Annotated in this window: 19 protein-coding genes; 8 read left to right on the forward strand and 11 right to left on the reverse strand. The window is 42.2% G+C overall.

Going from position 1 to position 22,091, the window contains the following annotated elements; all coding sequences use genetic code 11:
- Positions 1-128: 128 nt before the first annotated feature.
- On the forward strand, positions 129-1,217 hold the full coding sequence (locus tag V7K15_RS01130; protein WP_334902248.1) for an aromatic ring-hydroxylating dioxygenase subunit alpha: 1,089 nt from the start codon (positions 129-131) through the stop codon (positions 1,215-1,217).
- Positions 1,218-1,646: 429 nt separating this feature from the next.
- Here V7K15_RS01130 and V7K15_RS01135 read toward each other — a convergent pair whose 3' ends face one another.
- The 11 genes from V7K15_RS01135 to V7K15_RS01185 form a co-directional block, all read right to left on the reverse strand.
- Positions 1,647-2,690 carry a caspase family protein gene (locus V7K15_RS01135; RefSeq protein ID WP_334902250.1) on the reverse strand — a complete coding sequence of 348 codons (1,044 nt, stop codon included), beginning with the start codon at positions 2,688-2,690 and terminating at the stop codon, positions 1,647-1,649.
- 102 nt (positions 2,691-2,792) lie between these two features.
- Positions 2,793-3,287: a DUF3368 domain-containing protein gene (locus V7K15_RS01140; RefSeq protein ID WP_334902252.1), complete on the reverse strand. Its 495-nt coding sequence runs from the start codon at positions 3,285-3,287 to the stop codon at positions 2,793-2,795.
- The gene (locus V7K15_RS01145) at positions 3,284-3,529 is read right to left on the reverse strand and encodes a UPF0175 family protein (RefSeq protein WP_334902254.1); all 246 of its coding nucleotides are present in this window, start codon (positions 3,527-3,529) and stop codon (positions 3,284-3,286) included. The genes V7K15_RS01140 and V7K15_RS01145 overlap by 4 nt, the downstream gene beginning before the upstream one ends.
- Positions 3,530-3,613: 84 nt before the next feature.
- Positions 3,614-3,796 (reverse strand): hypothetical protein, encoded by a 183-nt coding sequence (locus tag V7K15_RS01150; protein ID WP_334902257.1) that lies wholly within the window; start codon positions 3,794-3,796, stop codon positions 3,614-3,616.
- Between the two features lie 76 nt (positions 3,797-3,872).
- A complete protein-coding gene (locus V7K15_RS01155) occupies positions 3,873-4,232 on the reverse strand; it encodes a hypothetical protein (protein WP_334902259.1) in 360 nt (119 codons plus the stop codon).
- Between the two features lie 39 nt (positions 4,233-4,271).
- Positions 4,272-6,458 carry an ABC transporter substrate-binding protein gene (locus V7K15_RS01160; RefSeq protein ID WP_334902260.1) on the reverse strand — a complete coding sequence of 729 codons (2,187 nt, stop codon included), beginning with the start codon at positions 6,456-6,458 and terminating at the stop codon, positions 4,272-4,274.
- A complete protein-coding gene (locus V7K15_RS01165; RefSeq protein ID WP_334902262.1) occupies positions 6,455-7,867 on the reverse strand; it encodes a hypothetical protein in 1,413 nt (470 codons plus the stop codon). Before V7K15_RS01165 ends, V7K15_RS01160 begins: the two co-directional genes overlap by 4 nt.
- Complete coding sequence (locus tag V7K15_RS01170; protein ID WP_334902264.1) at positions 7,854-8,789, reverse strand: AAA family ATPase; 936 nt, start codon at positions 8,787-8,789, stop codon at positions 7,854-7,856. The genes V7K15_RS01165 and V7K15_RS01170 overlap by 14 nt, the downstream gene beginning before the upstream one ends.
- Positions 8,774-9,760 carry a hypothetical protein gene (locus tag V7K15_RS01175; RefSeq protein WP_334902266.1) on the reverse strand — a complete coding sequence of 329 codons (987 nt, stop codon included), beginning with the start codon at positions 9,758-9,760 and terminating at the stop codon, positions 8,774-8,776. Before V7K15_RS01175 ends, V7K15_RS01170 begins: the two co-directional genes overlap by 16 nt.
- Before the next feature lie 229 nt (positions 9,761-9,989).
- The gene (locus V7K15_RS01180; RefSeq protein ID WP_334902268.1) at positions 9,990-10,667 is read right to left on the reverse strand and encodes a hypothetical protein; all 678 of its coding nucleotides are present in this window, start codon (positions 10,665-10,667) and stop codon (positions 9,990-9,992) included.
- A 95-nt stretch (positions 10,668-10,762) separates the two neighbouring features.
- The gene (locus V7K15_RS01185; protein WP_334902270.1) at positions 10,763-12,751 is read right to left on the reverse strand and encodes a heavy metal translocating P-type ATPase; all 1,989 of its coding nucleotides are present in this window, start codon (positions 12,749-12,751) and stop codon (positions 10,763-10,765) included.
- Between the two features lie 248 nt (positions 12,752-12,999).
- Between V7K15_RS01185 and V7K15_RS01190 the strand changes: the two genes are divergently transcribed.
- The 7 genes from V7K15_RS01190 (at position 13,000) to V7K15_RS01220 (ending at position 21,838) form a co-directional block, all read left to right on the forward strand.
- The gene (locus V7K15_RS01190; protein WP_334902271.1) at positions 13,000-14,337 is read left to right on the forward strand and encodes an Nramp family divalent metal transporter; all 1,338 of its coding nucleotides are present in this window, start codon (positions 13,000-13,002) and stop codon (positions 14,335-14,337) included.
- A gap of 295 nt (positions 14,338-14,632) precedes the next feature.
- Positions 14,633-15,010 carry a hypothetical protein gene (locus tag V7K15_RS01195; RefSeq protein WP_334902273.1) on the forward strand — a complete coding sequence of 126 codons (378 nt, stop codon included), beginning with the start codon at positions 14,633-14,635 and terminating at the stop codon, positions 15,008-15,010.
- Positions 15,011-15,691: 681 nt separating this feature from the next.
- Positions 15,692-15,970, forward strand: a complete 279-nt coding sequence (gene pipX, locus V7K15_RS01200; protein ID WP_334902275.1) for a transcriptional coactivator PipX — start codon at positions 15,692-15,694, stop codon at positions 15,968-15,970.
- A complete protein-coding gene (locus V7K15_RS01205; protein WP_334902277.1) occupies positions 15,967-16,635 on the forward strand; it encodes a YggS family pyridoxal phosphate-dependent enzyme in 669 nt (222 codons plus the stop codon). The genes pipX and V7K15_RS01205 overlap by 4 nt, the downstream gene beginning before the upstream one ends.
- Positions 16,636-17,273: 638 nt before the next feature.
- Positions 17,274-17,876 carry a cell division protein SepF gene (locus V7K15_RS01210; RefSeq protein ID WP_334902279.1) on the forward strand — a complete coding sequence of 201 codons (603 nt, stop codon included), beginning with the start codon at positions 17,274-17,276 and terminating at the stop codon, positions 17,874-17,876.
- A 354-nt stretch (positions 17,877-18,230) separates the two neighbouring features.
- A complete protein-coding gene (gene proC, locus V7K15_RS01215; RefSeq protein WP_334902281.1) occupies positions 18,231-19,049 on the forward strand; it encodes a pyrroline-5-carboxylate reductase in 819 nt (272 codons plus the stop codon).
- A 113-nt stretch (positions 19,050-19,162) separates the two neighbouring features.
- Positions 19,163-21,838 carry a DEAD/DEAH box helicase gene (locus V7K15_RS01220; protein ID WP_334902283.1) on the forward strand — a complete coding sequence of 892 codons (2,676 nt, stop codon included), beginning with the start codon at positions 19,163-19,165 and terminating at the stop codon, positions 21,836-21,838.
- Positions 21,839-22,091 lie beyond the last annotated feature (253 nt).

Here is a 22,091-nt window from a genome sequence, read left to right on the forward strand (position 1 = left end):
ACAATTTATCTGATTAATTTTATCCATTTATTGGGTAACTCTTTCTCATGGTACTGAAAGTAACTGTTTTTTTTAAATTCCCATGTTACTTGTAGATCAACTGCTTCACTTCAAGTGAAACTATAAAAATGAATCTCAACTCGCAGACTTTTAGCTCAACCCGTAAACCTAAAAACTTTAATAATCCAGAGCGTTTTATTGAGGGATGGTATTGGGTAATACCCTCTCAAAATCTGCGGGTGGGTGAAGTAAAACCTGTCACGATTTTGGGCAGAGAATTAGTAATTTACCGTGGTAAAGATAAAAGAGTAGTTACCTTTGATGCCTACTGTCCCCACATGGGCGCTCACCTTGCTGAAGGCAAAGTTGAGGGTAATGCACTACGTTGTTTTTTCCACCACTGGAAGTTTGATGCTGAAGGGATGTGTATTGATATCCCATGTTTAGATGTGCCACTTTCCCTAAAGTTACAAACTTGGCCTACTGCTGAAAAGTACGGGATGATTTGGGTTTGGACTGGAGAAATACCACAACAACCCTTACCTTTTGTTCCAGAGTTGGAACAAAAAGAGTGTGATGTCGCCATCCATTCTCACTTTGTGATGAACTGTCACCCCAACGTGGTGATGATTAACCCCATTGATGCTCAACACCTCAATACAGTTCACAAACTGCCAATAGAAATTATTTTTGAAAGACAGGAACTGAACGAGAATGCGATTATTTTCACTAACACTACACCCATCAAAGACAATTCCTCTTTCATTAAGCTCATCCGTCTTTTCTACAAAAATGCCATAACTTACAGTATTTGCTATTGGTACGGTAGCATTAGCATTGCGACACTTGGCCCCGATTTCTTCCATGTCCACACGATGTTAGCAGTTCGCCTCCACAAAGGGGGAAAAGCTGAAGGTCAAATCATGTTGATCACTAAGAAACGTAAAGGAATTTTTGGTTGGTTATGCAATCGAATTGTGTTATGGCTGACCAAGATTGCAGGTAAGTACTTTTTCATGGGTGACATCAAGATACTCCAAACAATTCAGTTTGATTTGAAAACTCCCATCAAAGTAGATCAGCCAATCATGCAGTTTATTAACCATGTTGAAAAACAGCAATCCCTAATGTGGGGGACTTGGCAAGAAGCGCGATCGCGCGATGTGGAGAGCAAGCCCAAACGTGAGAGATGGCAAGATACAATGAGTAATGACTAATAATATCATGTCTATATGACCATAATTCTGTCAAACTACTTGGTCAATTAAACGGACATTATATCATAACTATTGTCAACAATCTTTGCAACAAATCAATATTGGTTGGGGCGTATAGCTATACGCCCCAACCAATATTGATATAGCAGAAATTTTGTGAAATGGTGTAACAATTAATAAAAGTTAAAAGTTCAACGAAATTACTTTTAACTTTTAATTTATTTTTTACTGACCTACCTTATCAATAAAAAGAAGTGGCAAAGCCACTTCCTAATTCCCAGGTAGAACCTAAGTCATGAGTATAACGACTACAAAAATTTGAAATAGTATAAACAAACACCAATTAACTTAATATCTCTATTTTCTTTGTTTTCTGGGTGAGGAAATCCTGATTCCCATCTGCGAATTAACTGTATATTTACACAAGTCTTATGATCTCAATGCAGACTCAATTTTATCAAGTTCATCGCTAAGATCTGCCAGCTTTGCCTCTTCATCAATAAGTTGCTGTTCTAATTGAAACTTGACTGCCGTACCAGCCTCAATTGCTACAGCTTTCTTCATCTGCTTTAACTTCTCGCTGCGGATGTCAAATTCTGCCTGAAGTGCGTCTAGTTTTTGTTGCGATCGCCGTCGCCCTCCAGCAGTTAAACTAGTAGAAATTGGACTAGTTTCAATAGTTGCTGCTTCACCAGGTAAAAATTTACTTCCACCTGCGTAATAACAAAGGGGAAAATTATCGCCCAAATCCAGCACTTTATTTACAAACGGGTGCTGCGGCCCTGATGCTCTTTTTGGCACTTGGTCAAACAAGTAAACTAAAAGATCAAGAATACGTGCATAGCCATCCTTATTCACGGCTGCTTTACCTTGCAAAGCTTCCAACAAGCAATCTGTGAAAGCACTGTAGGGTTGACCCGTGTAAGAATATTCGTCTTCTCGTGAGGAAGCAATCACAACTCGACCGCTTCCCGTTCCTAGCACATTTAACAGTTCCGGCGGTAAGGGTGATTTTACAAAGGTTTCTCCTGGTTCCTTCAAAGCTGGAACGCCACCAGCATGACAGCAATCTAATAAAACTACGAGTTTACGCGCTGTAATTGCTTCAATCTTTTGGGTAAATTCTACACCTGAGATAGCTGTGTCTGTGCGTTGACTGGGGTCGTAGCCGAATGGTACAAGGAAGTATTCATTGGTGCGCTGGATGCGTCCACCGTGACCAGAGTAGTAAATGATGACAGTTGCATCAGGATTTTGATTGACCTGGGCGATGATTTTGTCAAAAGCTGCAAGGATATTTTGCCGAGTTGCAGAGGTTTCGGTTAGCAGTGTGACTTGTTCTGATGGATAGGCGGCGCGATCGCTATCAATCAGTATATCTCGTATAGCAGTTGCATCTTTGACTGTGACAGGTAAATCAGCACCTACGCCAATGAGTAATGCATAACCGTTGGTAAAAGTTTGGTTTGTCATACAGTGGGTGAAGAATGCGTAGCTGCTAGCTTGTCGTTAGACATCGCCTTTTTATACTCTATATGCTAGTGAGTAGTGTGTAAACGTGAAATTTTTATGCTACTAATATTCTCCTGCTGCATTCAAAATCTCAGTATAAAGCTGAATGCTGACTCGAAAACCCGCTTCAGTCATTAAATCATCTATCACTGGTTTGACGATAGGAATTAAACCTCTATGTTTGGCTACCAAGAGAATCCCTAATAATCCAGTTATTGGGACTCCTAATTTAGTGGCTTCTCTTCTACCAAGCCGTTCGTCAATAAGTAACTCGTCTGCATTGAGTTCGAGCGCCAGGGCTATTGCTTCCGCTTCTCCTAAATCAAGTCTTTGTTCATTTTGAAGCCTTCCAACTACTTCTTGATCAGTAGCTTGTCGAATTTCAATCCAATCCAAAGAAAGTACGGCTGTGACTCGTTCATCTTCATCACTTGTGTTTGCTAATTCATTAGCAACTGCTTCAGGAATTATTACTGTATTGTATATCTCTCCCAAAAGAGATATATACCCAACTATGGCTAAACTACTCAATGGTGACGTGTCACTGACTACAATCATAGCCAGTCTTTTTCACGCAAGTGCTGGAGGTCTTCTTCAAATTCAGCCACATCATAGTGTACGCAAATACCGCGATTAGCTAGAATTTTTTGAAATTTTAGTTGATTCATTCCAACTAATTTGCTGGCTTTGCCGATGCTAATTTTATCTTGCTGAAAAAGCAAAATTACAATTTCCTGCCATAATTCTTCTTCTGAAAGACCACTGATTTTGAGAAGTTCGTCTGGGATAACTAAGCTCATAAAAGTTTTATTAACTGATGATTGCATCGTAGCATTGGGTTTGCATGATGCTTTAGAATCTGATTAACCTGAGTGATAATTTGGTCAAAAGCTGCGAGGATATTGACCGGAGTTGTAGAGGCTTCGGTTAGCAGTGTGACAATAGGCAGCGCGATCGCTATCAATCAGTATATCTTGTATAGCTGTTGCATCTTTGACTGTGACTGGTAAATCTGCACCTACGCCAATGAGTAATGCATAACCGTTGGTAAAAGCTTGGTTTGTCATCGGGTGGGTGAGGAATGCGATCGCCTTTTATACTCTATATACTTGTGGGGATGTGCGATCGCTTTCAGTAGGTGTTTCACCAGCGCTTTTTATACTCCATAACTTGTGGGGAGGTGCTTAGACGTGAAACGGCTTGTCGCCAGATATCGCGCTTTGCTGATGTGATTGTTTTAAGCGATTGCCGTCGTTGTCCAGGAGTTAAGCTAGGAGGAATTGGGCTAGTTTCAATAGTTGCTGTTTCACCAGAGAAAAATTTACTTCCACCAGCGTAATAGCAAAGGGGAAAATTCTCGCCCAAACCCAGCACTTTATTTACAAACGGATGCTGCGACTCTGATGTTCTTTTTGGCACTTGGTCAAACAAGTAAACTAAAACATCAAAAATACGTGCATAGCCATCCTTAATCACCGTTGCTTTACTTTGGAAGGCTGACAACAAGCAATCTGTGAAAGCATTATATCGTTTGCGTTGCGCTTAAGGTTGAATCGGTACAAATTCATATTTATCAGTGCCAGGTATTTGTTGAACTTTGACTAGGAAGATGGGATTGTCTTTGCGATCGCCTGATGCTAAAAACTGAATCTTTCCCGTTGCACCATCGACTGAAAAATCTGGACTGTGCAGTACCTTTTGCAATTCATCGCGTTTGTTGGTTCGTTGTAAACCTGCGATGATCGCCAAAGTTGCATCATAAGCCGTAGCTGTTCGCCAACTGACAGTTGCACCCCAAAGTTCTTGGGCTTTTTGGGGAAAGATGTTATAAGGAAATGCTGCGGGATACCAAGGTGCAGAGATTATCAGTCCGTTGATACCTCTGCCCTCCTTTAAGGTTTCGTCAGTGAAAAGTGTAGGACTACCAAATACAGTCAACTGCCCTTGATTAGATTGTACCACCGCTAGACCTTGCTTTATTTTGTCTACATAAACACCTAACACCAAGGCATTAGCACCGCTACGTACAGCTTGAGAAATGACAGCACTAGGGTTAAAGTCACGGGCAGAAATATCGCACTCTGTAGAATTAATCTGACTGCCAGCAGCCTTTATCGCTTTAACAAACTCATTGTTAAACGACTGATTATCTATCCCTTGGTAATCAACACAGATAAGAAAATTGGTTTTGCCTGCTATTTTAATGGCGTCATTAGAGACGCTATCTGCTATGGATTTAACACTAGGAGCAGTGCGGAAGATATAATTGCCAATACTGGTAAGATTTTGGACATAACTGGTGGGAGATATCATGACTAACCCATCTTTTTGATACACTGGGGCTGCGGCGAGAGAAGCATTACTAGAATTATGTCCCACGACAGCTAAGATGCTGGTATCATTGCCGAACCGAGTGGCAAGCTGTACAGCTTCAATTGGATCATTATCATCATTAGCGATCGCAACCTCTAAAGCTTTACCATTAATGCCACCACTCTTATTCACCTCATCTTGAGCTTGAGCCACACCGCGTAGCATCTCTTTTGCTATATTTGGGTTTGTACCAATGGGTACGCTCACAGCAATTTTAACGTGTTCTGCCTGCTGACGAGCCTTAGCGTTATTTAAGTAAATCAATGTTTCTGGGTCTGTAGGATTAGCTTGACGGGATGAATTGAACTTATCAATAGCAAGCAGACAATTACCCTCTAAAAATGCTTGAACTCCAGCTTCTTTATCTGGGTTCGTATCTTGTTGTTTTAATAAAATTTCTTCACCCAAGCTAATTCTGTCATTCAAACTATACGTATCTTTAGTACATGATGAATTTCGTATAGATTCTGTTTTGAATAAAAAATATACTATATTGCCTCCAATCAGCATTCCCAGAATTCCCAAAGCTAATACAGATGGAAACACTGGTGAGAAAAACCTACTTCTTTTTAGTGTGTTTTTATGGTTTGTAAGTTTTTTGAACTGTTCTGGAAAATTTGCCTTTATCTTTTCGGGAATAGGTAAATCAACTCCAGCAACCCGTATTTTGTTTCCTCCTTCCAGGATTTTGCCAAACTGAACTGTTGCAGCCTCCAAATTGCCACGGGCTAACTTTCCCATTCCGCGTGCATAACTCAGTAACGGATCGAATTCAGCTAATGGCTGTGCAAATATTTCTGTTAATGAGACGATTCTTATCAGTTCTGCTTTATTATTAAAATCCAATTTTGAGAATGCCAATGCCAGCTCACGAGCTGCTTTCCAAGGTTGTGTGTATGCTAAAGCTGTCCACTGTTGAGCCTGGGCTAAGTCTTTAATATCGGGATCATCATTTTGAAGCCTTTGCCGTACATACTCAAGCAAAAAATCTGACAGTTCATTAATCCGCTGTTGACCAAACTTTTCATCTTCTTGTAATAGTTTCAACAGCACATTTCGCACTGCCAAATCCATTTCGTAAAGTTCATGCCCAACTTCATCGCAAAGACTAGAAAGCAGCAGATCCGCTACCGCTACCCAAGGGATTCCTAGTACTTCACCATGAATATCTTGTTGGAAGTTAGCCCACAGACGATATAAAATATCGGGTGTGAGTGCTAAGGGAAAAGCAGCATGATATGCCAAATATAAGTACGCTTTTCCAAAGCGTTTTTCAAAGCGTTTTTCCCAAGACTCAATGCGTCGGTTGGCAACTTCTAAGCTAATTTTGCTCACTTCTAAGCTAATTTTGCTCATTTTCTCCGCCCCTCAAAGTTCGTAGGGCGACCGCGTAGCACATCAATAGCATCTTGCAAACCTCGGCGACTGACTTCAAACATAGGTACAACACTGGCAATATCGGTAGATGTTGTACCTATCCAACGCTTTCTCGGCATAGGATTAAGCCAAGCAATATAACGCACCCGCTGTTTCAACTGGGTAATAAATTTTTTTGTTGATTTATAACGTTCCTCGCTATAATCGCCACGAGCAGCACCAGCATCACTGAAAATCAATACAGCTGTGCGCTCAGAGCAAATATGCGTGACAATATCACTAACTAATACCGCTTCCTGATGATAAAAATCATGGTAGAGATAATCTATAGGGCAGTTGTGAAAATAGTAAATGCTAGCTTTGCCTAAACGTCCACCTCGCAAAGCAGTTTTTATCAAGCGATGCGACAGCCCATGAAAAGGTACCATTGAGCCATCTTGGTCAATTAATAACAGCAGTTCTGCCTGGTTTACTCGACGCGCTAGCAACACAGGTTCGAGTAATATTCCTTGAAATCCAATTTGGTTTACCGTTGATTCCACATCCAACTCTGTGCGTTGTCCCTTACGTACTGGGCGGCGCAAGTAGCGCCAAATCTGCTTCATTTGCCGTTCGGTTACAGGAAAAAACTCAGTGGTCAGAATAAAACGACTGTAAGATGTCCCTTCATTTCTGCTGGTATTTTGCAGCACAGCTTGAACTACTTGCACTTCATCTTCTATTACCTGTGTCAATGTAGGAAGAGGAGTAACAGACTTACTTAGATTTTGTTTGGCAAAAGAAGTACGGTGATCAGTGCGCTCATCTTCAACTTTGAATTGAGCGGCTCTCCTTAAAGATATATATACAAAACTCAAGCGTATAATCGATAGCACACTCCAAGCAATCAAATCTGGTTGGCTTTTATTGATACTTTTTTCTTGCTGTACTGTTGGGGGTAGGTTTTGTGTCTCGTTTAGCTGTGCTGTTGGGGGTAGGTTCTGTGTCTCGTTTAGCTGTGCTGTTGGGGGTAGGTTTTGTGTCTCGTTAGGCTTTTGTAAACTAAGTCCAAAACCCAAGACTAATAGAACTCCGAAAATTCCCAGCATTATGTAGTCACCAATCTGAGAAATCTTTGGCTGCTGAGATTGCATAACAAATATTTCCGACATTGGCGAGACAGCCTTACTGCTCATTACCTCTTCAAAGTAAGACTCAAATAATTGCTTGTCCTCAGCAGATTTGACCCACAAAGTCTGACACAGACGCTTCAAAGCAGCTTGATCATTAATTCCAAAGTCAGCTTGCATGGCTTGCAAAACTAACTGATATTCATCAATACCCAGTGGTAAGCCAGCTTCGCGCAACTTAGTGAACAGTTCCAGTAAAGGCAAATCATTCACGTCCACGGCTCTGTCTCAAATAGCGTATATGGTCATCCCAACTTTTCAGCAACACGCCAGCATAAGGTATTTTACCATCCAGTTTTGCCAGAGCCTCATCTTGAGGATAACGGCGCAGGACGCGAAACCAGTCAATTAATTCACTGGTGCTTACCTTTTTACCAGCCTCTCCTTTATCTTTTCGCATTTCCTCTCGCAGTAATAGGAAGCGAACTATGGCTTTATCCACCAAAGCTTGGGGTGAAGCAGGAAACAGAGCGTTAACAATCTGTATCAACCGCTCACGACTAGGAAATTCAACATAGTGAAACAAGCACCTTCGCAAGAAGGCATCTGGCAAATCTTTCTCATCATTGCTGGTGATCAAAACAATCGGTGCTGCCTTTGCTTCAATTTTCTGACCTGTTTCCTCAACAATAAATCGCTGCTCATCTAATTCCAGCAGCAGGTCGTTGGGAAAGTCAATGTCAGCTTTATCAATTTCATCAATTAGTACGACAGTACAGTTTTCTTGGTGAAATGCCCGTCCCAGAGGCCCCCAGCGTACATAAGCTGTTGGGTCATCAATTCTCTGGATTTGTTCTGCTGTCAGGCGACCGGAAGCAGCTAGCTGGGCATCCCGCAACCGTCCGACAGCATCGTAGTTATACAAGCCATCCCGCCCTCGACTAGTGGATTTGACATACCAAGCTTCTAAATTCAAACCTAGCTCGTAGGCAACTGCACTTGCAAGTTGAGTCTTACCACATCCCGGTTCACCTTTCAGTAGTAAAGGACGTTCCAAGTAAATTGCTAAGTTGACTGCTTCTACCAGTTCAGGATTAGGCAAATAGGGATATAACAGTTGTCCGTTCACCCCCCTTTCTCCTAGTTGGGGCTGCACTTTACCTGTATATTCCAAAAGTTTTCCACCTACAGCCTTAACCATTTTTCCTCTTCGTCATACCAATTACAGCCAGACAGGTGACAAATTTCGCATAAAGCTGGTTCTGGAATTCCATTATCACTGTTTTTCAGTATGATCTGTATCGTTTCATCCATCTGGTCTATCAGGCTACTCGGCAGTTCGTCTGCCTCATGCTCTAACCAATCAGTCAGTTCGGTGTCAGAAAATTGTTTAATTTTAGACAGTTTCACAGGCTTATCTGGCTTCCAGGTAGAGTCGAGCCGTTCTACAAAAGGAATATTCCAACTACCTACGCAGCCATCATAATCTACTAGGAACATTAATAATTTGAATTGACTCGCTTGCGGACTAGCCGCCTTAACTTTAGTGGCTAATAGTAACCAGAAATCTTGGATCAGCTCATGCAAAAAAGTTTCTGAAAGACAATCGACATCGTACAAAATTAACAAGACACTCTGAGTTGGCCACCATTGATAAACTCGTTCGGCAATTTCAGGAATTGAGCTTTGCCTACCCAGACCAACTCTACCACTAAGTTCACGCCACAAAGCAGCACTGTCACTTCTCCGAGCAATGCGACTGAGTTCAATTCGTACAACTTTTCCCGTCATGATATTGGGGACATTTTGTACTACTAACCGATTCAACAGCCAGCGTTGACCATAATACAGTGAACCGTGGATTAGAAAAGCTGCTACTGAATGAGTCTCAATAAATCTCCGAAATGCTCGTGTCTGCTCTCGATAACCCAATTTTAACAAAGCACGATACACTCTTCCACTAGATAAAGCTCGTTCAAGATCACTAAGCTGCTGATCCAAATCGTTTAGTTCAGCTTCAGTTTGTTCAATTTGCTTTTCTAATTGGAAGCGAATGAGAGTATCTGCTGCGATCGCATAATCACGACGCAACCTTTTTAGCTTCTCGGCTAGCAGATCATAATGTTCCTGTAGTGCATGGCTTTTGTGCTGTAGACGCTGCTCGGAGGACATCCAGGTACTTTTTGAGTTAATAATCTTTACTCAAGACGACTAGTCAGATTATCGATCTAGCAATCTGGTTTACTGTGTTTGGTTTCAATAGCTGAAACATCATTGCCACACGAGATGTCACTTATGTAATTTCTTCTGTCAGTAATTTACCAGTTCCAGACTTAGTATAAGAACGTCGTCTCCATAGTCCCTCTACGGCCTAGCAAGCAAACTGATGTTTAGCATACCACTACTCACTTGGATTCAATACAACAATAATTTCTGCTAGCCTAATTCCCAGAGGTTTCCAGTGAGGATTGCTGGAGGAAAAAGTAGCATCTCCAGACACCGCTTGGTAGTTATTGGGGAACTTTTCGTAAGCATTGGGAGCAGCATCTACTCGTAAAATGAGTTTGCCCTGATAGCGAGATAATTTGCTACTATCCAACAAAATAGTACCGCCATAATCCCAGGCTAATCCATAAAGTTTAAAGTCACCTAATTTCTTGCGTAACTCGCTCAATGGTGTTCCCACTCCAATACCTTCGCGGGTTTTACAAGCTGAACCCAGGTTACGCACATCTAGAGGTTTAGTACGAGTATTATCACTCCAAACTACCAGTAAAGATCGCCCCTGATTTAGATTTAACTGAGTAGCTGCAAAACTACCGATTCCTTCAGCACCAGAAATAGTTTTATCAACGAGATGAGACGCGCCAAACAGTTTGATTAAATCTTGCTTAGTGGTTGTGCGTGTTATCGGCCCTACTCGTTCGCCAGGAACAATCAAGGTGTCTGTTAATGGTTGCGATTTAGCAACAGTAATTGGATGATTAATTTTCTGGGGTAGTGCAAAGGCTGGGTTTGCTGAATAGTTTAGCAGTAAAGCTAAAGTAACTGTAGCAATACCTTTGATTGATGAATTCATAGGTTCTATTATTGGGTAGCAGAATATGAGTGAGAAGTACTCATAGTTTAACTACTACAATTTCCCAATTACAGATTCCCGATTTTATAAGAATTTTATTTCATCGCTCTAGTTGCGTTTAAAATTGCCAGCATTGCTACTCCAACATCAGCAAAAACAGCTTCCCACATTGTCGCTATCCCGAAAATACCCAATCCAATAAATACAATTTTAATTGCTAAAGCAAACCCAATATTTTGCCAAACAATTTGCCTTGTTTTTCTGGCGATTTGGATTGCTTCTGCCACTTTTGATGGTGCATCTGTCATGATTACAATATCCGCAGTTTCTATGGCCGCATCTGAGCCTAACCCACCCATTGCTATGCCCACATCTGCTCTAGCAATCACTGGCGCATCATTAATACCATCCCCAACAAAGGCAACTTTACCATGCTTGCCGGCGGTGCTGAGTAACTTCTCAATGGCATTAACTTTTTCTTCAGGTAATAATTCTGCTTCATAGCTATCTATACCAAGCTGTTGAGCAATCTGGGAAGCGATCGCTTGATTATCTCCTGTCAACATTACTGTTCTCTCTACACCCATTCTCTTAAGTGCTTGAATAGCAAGTCTTGCATCTTCTTTGAGTTCATCAGCAATGACTATATATCCAGCGTAAATGTCATCTACTGCTAAATGAATAACTGTTCCTTCTACTAGGCAATTATCATGAGGAATTTTGTCTCTATGTAATAGGCGATCGCTTCCCGCTATCACTACCCTATTTTCAACCTTGGCTCTAATTCCATAACCTGCGATCTCTTCATAATCTCTCACCTCAAATTTATCAATTTTTCCGCCATAAGCCTTGCAGATAGATTGAGCGATGGGATGATTTGAGTGCGATTCTACTTTGGCAGCTAATTCCAGCAATTCTTGCTCATTCCAGCCATTTAATGGTACTATCTTTACTACTTTAAATACCCCTTTCGTTAACGTTCCAGTTTTATCAAAAACAACTGTATTGATTGCATTCAAAGTATCTAAAAAAGTAGAACCTTTAACCAAAATACCACGTCTAGCTGCACCTCCCACACCTCCAAAGTAACCCAATGGAATACTGATAACCAGCCCACAGGGACAGGAAATAACTAACAAAATTAGGGCGCGATAAACCCATTCTGAAGAAGTTGCACCCGAAATGAATAAAGGAGGTAATAGTGCAACTGCTAGAGATGTAAAAACTACTATTGGTGTGTAATATCGGGCAAATTTAGTAATAAATTTTTCTGTTTCTGCTTTTTTACTTTTGGCATTTTGCACCAAGTCTAAAATCTTGGCAATGGAAGATTCATTAAAAAGTTTTGTTACTTTAATGCTGATCACACCCATTTTATTGATCATCCCAGCCAAAACTGTCTCTCCGACCCTCACTGTTCGCGGTACAGATTCTCCAGTTAATGCAGATGTATCAACTTGCGAATTACCATCTATAATTTCGCCATCTAAAGGAATCTTTTCTCCGGGTTTTACAATAATAATATCCCCAATATTTACTGTTTCTGGCGATACTTTCTTGAGTTCTCCCTCTATTTGGATATTGGCATAGTCGGGACGGACTTCTAATAAAGCTTTGATGGAACTACGAGAACGACTGACGGCTATATCTTGAAACAATTCTCCAATTTTATAAAATAACATTACCCCGACAGCTTCGGGTAATTTATGAATTGCGATCGCCCCTAGTGTCGCTACTGCCATCAAAAATGTTTCATCAAATACTCTCCCTCTGAGGATATTGCGCCCAGCAGTTTTTAAAACACTCCATCCACTTAATAAATAGGCAGGGATGAAAAGTAGATATTCACCTATCGAGTAGAATGTATTGTGTAATTGATTTTCAAAAATTACACCAGGCGCATACAAACTTAAAATCATTATTAAGGGCAATACTTCATTTTTAAGATTGAATTCTCCACCGTGGTCATGATTGTGGTCATGGTTATGATTCTCATCAGGATTATGATCATGATTATGATTCTCGTGTTCGTCATGTTCACAGTTGGAACAACCTGAAGATTCTGAATGTCGTTTTTGCTTCATTTTTTCTGTTGAGGCTAGTAAGTTACTTGAGAGATGAGCTTGTTCTCAAATGTAATTTAAAAAAGAAGTTTTTACAAGTTGACAATTTAAGAACGAGAATCTATATCAATATAAAATTTAGGTTTATTGTTGAATCTTTCTATTAATATCTAGTGAATCTCAAGATTTATAACCTTAGAAAAGTAGCTATTCTGGTCAGTTTTTTCAGAAATTATGACAGAATTATGAAAAATTGAGAGTGTAAACAAATGCCCTTTCCAGAAAAACCGATCAGGAAGCCTAGCCTACCTGAAGTTCACCGCAGCATTAGGATTCCTAACACTAAAAGCATCTGGCGCAAGATGCTGGCTTATGGAGGACCAGGATATCTCGTATCTGTAGGGTATATGGACCCTGGTAACTGGGCGACTGACTTAGCTGGCGGGGCTAAATTTGGTTATGCGTTGCTAACGGTGATTATGCTTTCCAACTTGATGGCGATTTTAATGCAATCGTTGTGTGTGCGGTTAGGAGTAGCAACAGGGCGAGATTTAGCACAGGCTTGTCGAGATCACTTCAGCCCGCGTGTCAACATTGGGTTATGGGTACTTTGTGAGATAGCGATCGCCGCTTGTGACTTAGCAGAAGTTTTGGGAAGTGCGATCGCGCTGCAACTACTTTTTGGCATTCCCCTGAGTTGGGGTGTGTGTATAACAGCCCTAGATGTATTTGTATTGTTACTGCTACAAAACAAAGGCTTTCGCTATACAGAAGCTTTGGTAATCTTGTTGGTAGCAACAGTAGGTATCTGCTTTGCAGGAGAAATCATCTTTTCGCATCCTGATTTGGGCGGAGTTTTATTAGGTTATGTTCCTAAAATAGAAATTGTGCAGAACCCAGAAATGCTCTACATTGCTATTGGCATTTTGGGGGCAACAGTGATGCCGCACAACTTGTATCTGCACTCAGCAATCGTGCAAACACGCGATTGGGAATCAACATCTGAAAAAAAATGGGAAGCGATTAAGTTTAGTACAATAGATTCCACAGTTGCTTTATGTTTCGCCTTGTTTATCAACTCAGCAATTTTGATTATTGCTGCTGCCACTTTTCATTTTTCTGGTTATCAGGATGTTGCAGAAATTCAAGATGCTTATAAATTGCTCTCTCCCTTATTGGGTGTGAATGCTGCCAGCGCAATTTTTGGTTTAGCGTTACTTGCTTCCGGGCAAAGTTCAACTCTTACCGCCACCTTAGCAGGGCAAATTGTCATGGAAGGCTTTTTGAATCTGCGTCTGAAACCTTGGTTACGTAGGTTATCAACTAGATTAATTGCGATTATCCCCGCATTAATTTCAATTATGTTTTTGGGAGAAAAAAGTACAAGTAGCTTACTAATTTTAAGCCAAGTTATTTTAAGTTTACAGCTATCATTTGCCGTAGTGCCGTTGGTGATGTTTACAAGTAATAAATCCTTAATGGGTGAATTTGTCAATCCTTGGTCGTTGCAGATTTTATCCTGGTTAGTAGCGATTGTTATCGGGAGTTTAAATGCTTGGCTGTTATTGCAAACTATTTCAAGCTGGCTGTTTTCGAGTCCTAGTTAGAATGTTTATCCACAGCCACCCCTCCAATTTCTCTGTGCAGCGCTGCCTCACCTTACGCATCTACGCAGACTTTAACCAGGTAAGTAGATCACAATAAAACGCTCAGGACATGGCGAAAAGTCGCGGTTCTGGGTATTATGTTTACTTATACCCACCTAATTTACGATCAAACTCTGTAGATATGGAACTTTCTTGGGTAACAAGTGTCAAACTAGCTATTCTCAGTAAAAATTCACTTGAAGTTTGAAAGTGAATCGAATACCCTAAGCTAGTAGACAGTTTTCTCAAGGAATCTATGAACAAAAAAATTATCCTGAATTTGCTTTCCACTTCCTCAATTTTTGTGTCGCTGATGTCTACACTGGCAGTATTTCATCCTGCCCATGCTAGTACTAATCAGCGATTACTGCACACACAAGATGGTCGTACCTGTATCGCTAACCCACATGGTGGAACAGATTTTGTGTGCATTCGAGATTCAGAGAGAAAGCAACCGTATACCTCATCTGCACGTTCCTCAACCATTGCCACATCAGTATCAAATCAGAATGTTGCCATGTTGAATTTTACTGACGAGGAAAGCGATGCTGCAATCAAGTTATTTAAATGTGACTGTCCATTGTGTATAAATTCTTTGCGTCAGTTGCGCGGTACTGGAAACTTAGTGTACTAAGATTGAACAAGGCTGATAGCGAGTATAACTTCTGTTAGATACACATGATTAATCACGTATAGAAGATATACGAAACCAAAAAAGCATTTGTGACTACGTACCACTACTATTATTTGGCCAAATGTAAATTCATTGTTGGGGCGGTTTGTAGGACTACTGCAAACCCCTCAAATTAATCTTGACCAAGAGGACGCACAGACAGAAAAAGATGCAAAGAAATAATCAGTAGAGGATAGTTTTCTTTCCTGTCCTGACTCCCCACTCCCCAGTTATGATTTTGCACCATTGGGCGACATTTGTGGCAATATGGAAAGAAGTTGAAAAGTTCGCTGTTGCCGTTGGGAATTTCAAAGGGTGTTTTTCCTGGCCACGCCGAACTTTGGACAAGAGGATCAGAAGTATATTGTGCCTTCTCCTTACAGATTGATAAATTGAAGTCACCAAAGCAGATGGTGATGTTTATCTACCAGCCTCTACTCTGGGAATCTACGCTTGGCGGCTTCTATTGTACCATTTCGCTTCACTGCCACTAGCTTTATCTGCCCATTAGGAACTAGATCAAGGTCTTCGTAACCGCAGTTTTGGATTTTAAGGAAGTATTCTGGCGAAAGAAAGTTATTATCGTCTGAATGTTTAGAATTCACTGCGAAAAGATATACATACTCCCACCTTGACTATTAAATGAATTCAGAAAACCCAGAAACTTACATAAACCATCCAACTTGGGGTTTACTCTACAAAATCTCTATGGTTGATGAGAACCAGGATTTGTTTACCACGCTTTATGCCCAGCGCTTATTTTTTTTGGTTTCAAATGACATTAAAGGTGTTAAATTCCAGTCTCTAGGACGTACTGAGGCTAGAATGATGTTGGAAAATCGCTTACGTACCCTGCGGCGCAGTGGACAATCTCAGGAGTACGATCAGCTTCAGAGTGTTTTCCAACGCACCTTCCAATGAGCAGTTCAATTTATGAACGTATTGTTTCCATTCGCTCCTCACTGCCAACTTCAGTCCGATTGATTGCTGTTAGCAAGCAAGTTTCTGCCCAGGCCATTCGGTCTGCATACTCCGCAGGAATTCGTGATTTTGGGGAGAGTCGTATCCAAGAAGCCGCCAGCAAACAAGGCGAGTTGCAAGACTTACCGGATATTACCTGGCACTTTATTGGACATTTGCAAAGCAATAAAGCCAAAAAAGCCATCGAACAATTCCATTGGATTCACTCCGTCGATAATTTGAAGCTGGCACAGCGCTTAGATGAATTAGCGCAACAGCTAGGAGTGAGTCCCCAGGTTTGCCTGCAAGTGAAAATTCTTCCCGATCGCAACAAGTCTGGTTGGAGTGTACCAGAATTGTTGGCTGATTTACCCACGCTCAATCAATACAAAAATTTACAAATTCAAGGTTTGATGACAATTCCGCCTTCAGGATTAAATGATTCCGAAATTTTAAGTGTGTTTAATCTCAATCGTGATCTGGCAAAAGAAATTCAGGAGCAAAACTGGCCGCAGATTAAAATGCAGCACCTGTCTATGGGTATGTCAGGCGACTACGAACTGGCAGTGCAAGCAGGCGCGACGATGGTACGATTAGGAACCATATTGTTTGGCGATCGCTCTTAGAGGATTTTCAACAACTAAATTACTACTACTTGTAGGGTGGGTCGAAAAGCCCGCCTTTTGCTACAGGCACTCGTGTCGCCCACCTCACAATCAGTAGTTGAGTATTTTTTTCTTTAGAAGTCCTTTAAAGGATGTTTATCAAGTCTAATTTATGACTGCCGAGCGAACGTGGATTAGCAAGCCCTTGATTTGGCAGTAGTCCACGGAGATGGACGAGAGCTTGTGTAGTAGCGAATTATATTTGCCCAATACTTTGAAAAGATCGCTTTTAACCTATTATTCATCAACCTTGCAGGTGAGTATTAATAGAAGCTGAGAATTTGATCACAAGAATTTTGTCAGAGACTGGTGCAATTGGAAACAAAGGATATAGTATTGACAAGAGTAATCGCCAAGGGAAAATGGGGTATCAACAACTTTCCTTCGGACTAACCTTAGGATATAATTTTGACCCCTTATGATGTTTAGGCGATGCACAGACCTTTCTAATAAGTGTCAGTTCATCGCCAAAACCCGTAGTATAGGCTACAAATAGCAATAGATTTGCTGAAGTATCCACCGATATAGCGGTCGCTCCTAGTTAAATCAATCTTAAGCCAAGTCAATCAGGCTATTCGCATCAGGAGAGTACACACACAATGAACAATATCTTTTCCAAACTCAGAGACTTTGTGGGTCTAAATGAGCAAGTGGAATACGAGTATTACGAAGAAGAACCAGAAACAGATAATAATTACCAAAATCTGTATCAGCAAGAAAATCCCCAACCACCAACCCCACAAGAGAATACGTCCGCTCAAAATCGACGCTGGCGGGAACCAGTGCCTACAATGGGAGATGATATAACAGCAGGTTCAAAGCCAATGGGGAATGTGATTGGTATGCCAGGAGCAAGTAACGGAATTTCGGAAGTTTTAGTACTCGAACCACGCACCTTTGAAGAAATGCCTCAGGCAATTCAAGCGTTGCGAGAACGGAAGTCAGTGGTATTAAATCTGACAATCATGGACCCAGATCAAGCTCAACGGGCAGTAGATTTTGTTGCAGGTGGTACTTACGCACTAGATGGACATCAAGAGCGCATTGGTGAGAGCATCTTTTTGTTTACGCCAAGCTGTGTGCAAGTTAGCACTCAAGGTGGCGTTCTTTATGAAGTACCACAACCGCCAGCACGTCCCTCTCGTCCTCCAGGTTCTTCAAATCAAACCTGGGGTAACGAAACTAACCGAATGGCACAATAACAATTCAAAATTCAAAATTTACGCATTCAAAATTGTTCGCGTGGTCACTGAGCAGTTCCACAGGCTCACTGTGCCACCTTGCCGAAGTGCAGCGTCTGGTAGCAAAGAGAGTTTCAGTCGGGGTTTAAATCCCCGTCTGAAACTAAAGCTACGTGTAGCAAGTGGCGTTAGCCTCTCACGCCACTTGCGACAAGGGGGGAAAATACCCAACGCAGTCGCTTGCTTTAGGAGAAGGGGCTTTAAAGCCTTTAATTTACAATAAAGTTAAATTAGTTGTTAGTCCTTTGTCATTTGTCCTGGATTTTGAGAATAATGACAAATGACGAATGACCAATAACCAATGACTAATGACTAATGACTATAAAATTTGGTTTAATTGGTGGTGGGGTAATGGGAGAAGCGCTCTTATCCCGCCTGATCGAGCGTGGAATTTATCAATCATCAGAAGTCATAGTTAGCGAACCGCTATCTTCACGCCTAGATTTTTTAAAACAGCAATACGATGTTGCGGTGACGACAGATAATATCCAGGTTTTCACTCAAGCAAAAGAGGTTGTATTTTTGGCAGTGAAACCGCAGGTGTTTAGCGCGATCGCTCAAGAACTAGCAGATATTGATATTATTAATACAGAACAGTCACCCCTGATCATTTCCATTATGGCGGGTGTACCTTTAAGTCAGCTAGAAGCTGCATTTGTGCGATTGCCAGTTATTAGAGCAATGCCCAACACCCCAGCAACCGTGGGAGCCGGAATTACCGCAATTTGTTCAGGTGCATACACCAACCCCAAGCACCACCAAATAGCACAGCAAGTTTTTTCAGCTGTAGGTGAAGTTGTAGAAGTCTCAGAAGCGCTGATGGATGCAGTCACAGGGCTATCTGGTAGCGGACCGGCTTACGTGGCGCTGTTAGTAGAAGCACTTGCTGATGGCGGAGTAGCCGCAGGTTTACCTAGAGTAATTGCCAATCAACTAGCCTTGCAAACCGTATTGGGAACAGCGAAACTGTTGCAGGAAACAAAACTGCACCCAGCAGAACTTAAAGATCGCGTTACCAGTCCCGGTGGTACAACGATTGCGGGGATTGCCAAGCTAGAACAGGCAGGATTTCGTTCAGCTTTAATTGAAGCAGTAAAAGCTGCCACAGAGCGATCGCAAGAGATGGGAAAATAATCAAGAGTCATTAGTCATTAGTCATTGGTCATTTGCAAAAGACTAATGACTAATGACGAAGTTGACAAAAGACTCGTTAATATAGTAAAAAATCTGGTTGCAAATCTAATTGAGTGAATTATCCTGCGCCGTCTCCAGAACTTGACTTAGGATCTATATTTCCCTTTGAACTGGATCAGTTTCAAAAAGAAGCGATCGCGTCCCTAAACGCCGGACGCTCTGTAGTCGTATGTGCCCCCACAGGTTCGGGCAAAACATTAGTTGGGGAATACGCCATTTATCGCGCCCTAGCACGAGGAAAACGTGTATTTTACACGACTCCCCTGAAGGCGCTGTCAAATCAAAAATTACGTGACTTTCGAGAAAAATTCGGTTTTGATCAAGTCGGACTGTTAACTGGAGATGCTTCCATTCACCGGGATGCACCGATTTTGGTGATGACTACCGAAATTTTCCGAAATATGCTCTATGGCACACCCATTGGGCAAATCGGCATCTCATTAGTAGACGTGGAAGCGGTGATACTTGATGAGTGCCACTACATGAACGATCGCCAACGCGGGACAGTTTGGGAAGAATCAATCATTTATTGTCCCCGTGAAGTGCAACTAGCAGCCCTTTCTGCAACCGTTGCCAACAGCGATCAACTCACCGACTGGCTAAATCGTGTTCACGGGCCAACTGACCTGATTTACTCCGATTTTCGTCCAGTCCCCTTGGAATTTCACTTTTGCAATCCCAAAGGGTTATTTCCCCTGCTGAATGATAGCCAAACCAAAATTAACCCCCGCCTTCAGAAGAAAAAGGGGAGAGGGGGAGAAAGGGAGAGGGGAAGAAGTGGTAGACCAGAGGCTCCTGGAATCATTTATACTTTGAGCCAGTTAGAACAACGGGATATGTTACCAGCGATTTACTTTATCTTCAGCCGTCGGGGATGTGATAAAGCGGTGGCGGAAGTAGGTGATTTATGGCTGGTAAATAGTGAAGAGTCCCAGATTTTACGAGAACAGATTGATGACTTTTTAGCCCGCAATCCCGATGCCGGGCGTGCTGGACAAATTGCACCCCTGTACCGGGGAATTGCAGCCCACCACGCCGGGATTTTGCCAGCCTGGAAAGCACTGGTTGAAGAACTATTTCAGCAAGGGCTGATTAAAGTAGTATTCGCCACTGAGACGCTGGCGGCGGGAATTAATATGCCCGCCCGGACAACGGTGATTTCCACCCTTTCCAAGCGGACTGACAATGGACACCGCCTATTGAACGCTTCCGAATTTTTGCAAATGGCGGGACGAGCCGGCCGCCGGGGGATGGATAAACAAGGTCATGTGGTGACAGTCCAAACTCCCTTTGAAGGAGCCAAAGAAGCGGCGTATTTGGGCACATCCAAGCCAGACCCCCTAGTAAGCCAGTTTACGCCCAGTTATGGTATGGTACTCAATTTGCTGCAAACCCACACCCTAGAGCAGACTAGGGAATTGATAGAGCGCAGCTTTGGGCAGTACATGGCAACCTTGCATTTAAGACCAGAATATGATGAGATTGCCGAACTACAAACACAATTAGCTCAACTTCAGGAGCAAATCGCCACCGTTGATGAAAATGAACTGGCTGTTTATGAGAAATTGCGGCAACGCCTGAAAGTGGAACGCCAGATATTCAAAACCCTGCAAGAGCAAGCGCTCTCAGACCGACAAGAAGAATTGGCGATGATGTTGGGCTTTGCAGTGTCAGGAACTCTGTTGAGTCTCAAAGGCAAAAATATCACAGTGTCTTCACCCGTCACCGCAGTATTAGTGGAAAAATCACCTGGTTCTGGTCAAGCTCCTTACTTGGTATGCTTGGGACATGATAACCGTTGGTATGTGGCAACCACAGGGGATGTAGTCGATTTGTATGCCGAACTGCCGCGAGTTGAGGTGCCACTTGATGTACTACCACCGCCAGAAATGCCTTTGAAACCAGGACAATCCCGCCGTGGTAATGAAGAAACATTTGCGATCGCAGCACGTATTCCTGATCCGGTAGAATCTTTGAATCTGGCACCAGAAGTAGCAGAACAACTCAGTCGCCTTACTGCCGTCCAAGAACAATTAGAAGCTCATCCCCTACATGAATCAGGCAATGCGGCAACGCTTTTTAAGCGCCGCGCCCGCTATGTCGAACTAGAAGCCGAACTTGAACAGTTACAAGGGCAAGTAGAACAACACTCACAACGTCATTGGGAAGAGTTTCTGAATTTAATCTCAATTCTGCAACACTTTGGGAGTTTAGATAACTTAGTCCCCACAGTATTAGGGCGAATCGCTGCCGCCATTCGAGGTGAAAATGAGTTGTGGCTAGGTTTAGTATTCGCTAGTGGTGAATTGGGCAACTTAGATCCGCAGCATTTAGCAGCAGCAGCAGCAGCTTTGGTAATGGAAACACCCCGTCCAGATAGCAAGGTTAACTTTGAGCTGAGTAATGAAGTGGCAGAAGCCTTGAAAAAATTGCAGGGAATTCGCCGCCAAATGTTCCAATTACAACGGCGCTATAACGTAGCGTTGCCTATATGGTTGGAGTTTGAGTTAATTGCGATCGTGGAACAATGGGCGTTAGGAATGGAGTGGACAGAACTCTGCGAAAACACCACTTTAGATGAAGGCGATGTGGTGAGAATTTTACGGCGGACGTTGGATTTATTATCGCAAATACCCCACGTTCCCCATTTGCCAGACTCTTTCCAACGTAATGCCTATCGGGCGATGCAGTTGATTGATCGATTCCCTGTGAATGAGGTAGTTGAATGAACAGGACACTCTTAGGGACTTTGAAATCAAAAAATCCTCAACTACTGATTGTGGGGTGGACATCTTGCCCACCCGTAGCCAAAGGCGGGCTTTCCGGCCTACCCCACAAGATTGGATAATTTATTTGTTAGAAATCCTTTACGCGCTTACACACGGACTACACAGAGTATTTGATTATTCACAAAAACATCGCGGGTCGTATGGAAGCCACTTGACTGCTCTGCTGTGGAGGAAACACGCCACGAGTGGTTTT

Origin of the sequence: Nostoc sp. (assembly GCF_036919815.1) — a bacterium.
Classification (GTDB): domain Bacteria; phylum Cyanobacteriota; class Cyanobacteriia; order Cyanobacteriales; family Nostocaceae; genus Nostoc.

Excerpts from the sequence above, each read along its gene's own strand:
- V7K15_RS01130 (WP_334902248.1), top strand. The coding sequence starts at position 129 with ATGAATCTCAACTCGCAGACTTTTAGCTCAACCCGTAAACCTAAAAAC.
- V7K15_RS01135 (WP_334902250.1), bottom strand. The coding sequence starts at position 2,690 with ATGACAAACCAAACTTTTACCAACGGTTATGCATTACTCATTGGCGTA.
- V7K15_RS01140 (WP_334902252.1), bottom strand. The coding sequence starts at position 3,287 with ATGATTGTAGTCAGTGACACGTCACCATTGAGTAGTTTAGCCATAGTT.
- V7K15_RS01145 (WP_334902254.1), bottom strand. The coding sequence starts at position 3,529 with ATGAGCTTAGTTATCCCAGACGAACTTCTCAAAATCAGTGGTCTTTCA.
- V7K15_RS01150 (WP_334902257.1), bottom strand. The coding sequence starts at position 3,796 with ATGACAAACCAAGCTTTTACCAACGGTTATGCATTACTCATTGGCGTA.
- V7K15_RS01160 (WP_334902260.1), bottom strand. The coding sequence starts at position 6,458 with ATGAGCAAAATTAGCTTAGAAGTGAGCAAAATTAGCTTAGAAGTTGCC.
- V7K15_RS01170 (WP_334902264.1), bottom strand. The coding sequence starts at position 8,789 with ATGGTTAAGGCTGTAGGTGGAAAACTTTTGGAATATACAGGTAAAGTG.
- V7K15_RS01175 (WP_334902266.1), bottom strand. The coding sequence starts at position 9,760 with ATGTCCTCCGAGCAGCGTCTACAGCACAAAAGCCATGCACTACAGGAA.
- V7K15_RS01180 (WP_334902268.1), bottom strand. The coding sequence starts at position 10,667 with ATGAATTCATCAATCAAAGGTATTGCTACAGTTACTTTAGCTTTACTG.
- V7K15_RS01185 (WP_334902270.1), bottom strand. The coding sequence starts at position 12,751 with ATGAAGCAAAAACGACATTCAGAATCTTCAGGTTGTTCCAACTGTGAA.
- V7K15_RS01190 (WP_334902271.1), top strand. The coding sequence starts at position 13,000 with ATGCCCTTTCCAGAAAAACCGATCAGGAAGCCTAGCCTACCTGAAGTT.
- V7K15_RS01195 (WP_334902273.1), top strand. The coding sequence starts at position 14,633 with ATGAACAAAAAAATTATCCTGAATTTGCTTTCCACTTCCTCAATTTTT.
- pipX (WP_334902275.1), top strand. The coding sequence starts at position 15,692 with ATGAATTCAGAAAACCCAGAAACTTACATAAACCATCCAACTTGGGGT.
- V7K15_RS01205 (WP_334902277.1), top strand. The coding sequence starts at position 15,967 with ATGAGCAGTTCAATTTATGAACGTATTGTTTCCATTCGCTCCTCACTG.
- V7K15_RS01210 (WP_334902279.1), top strand. The coding sequence starts at position 17,274 with ATGAACAATATCTTTTCCAAACTCAGAGACTTTGTGGGTCTAAATGAG.
- proC (WP_334902281.1), top strand. The coding sequence starts at position 18,231 with ATGACTATAAAATTTGGTTTAATTGGTGGTGGGGTAATGGGAGAAGCG.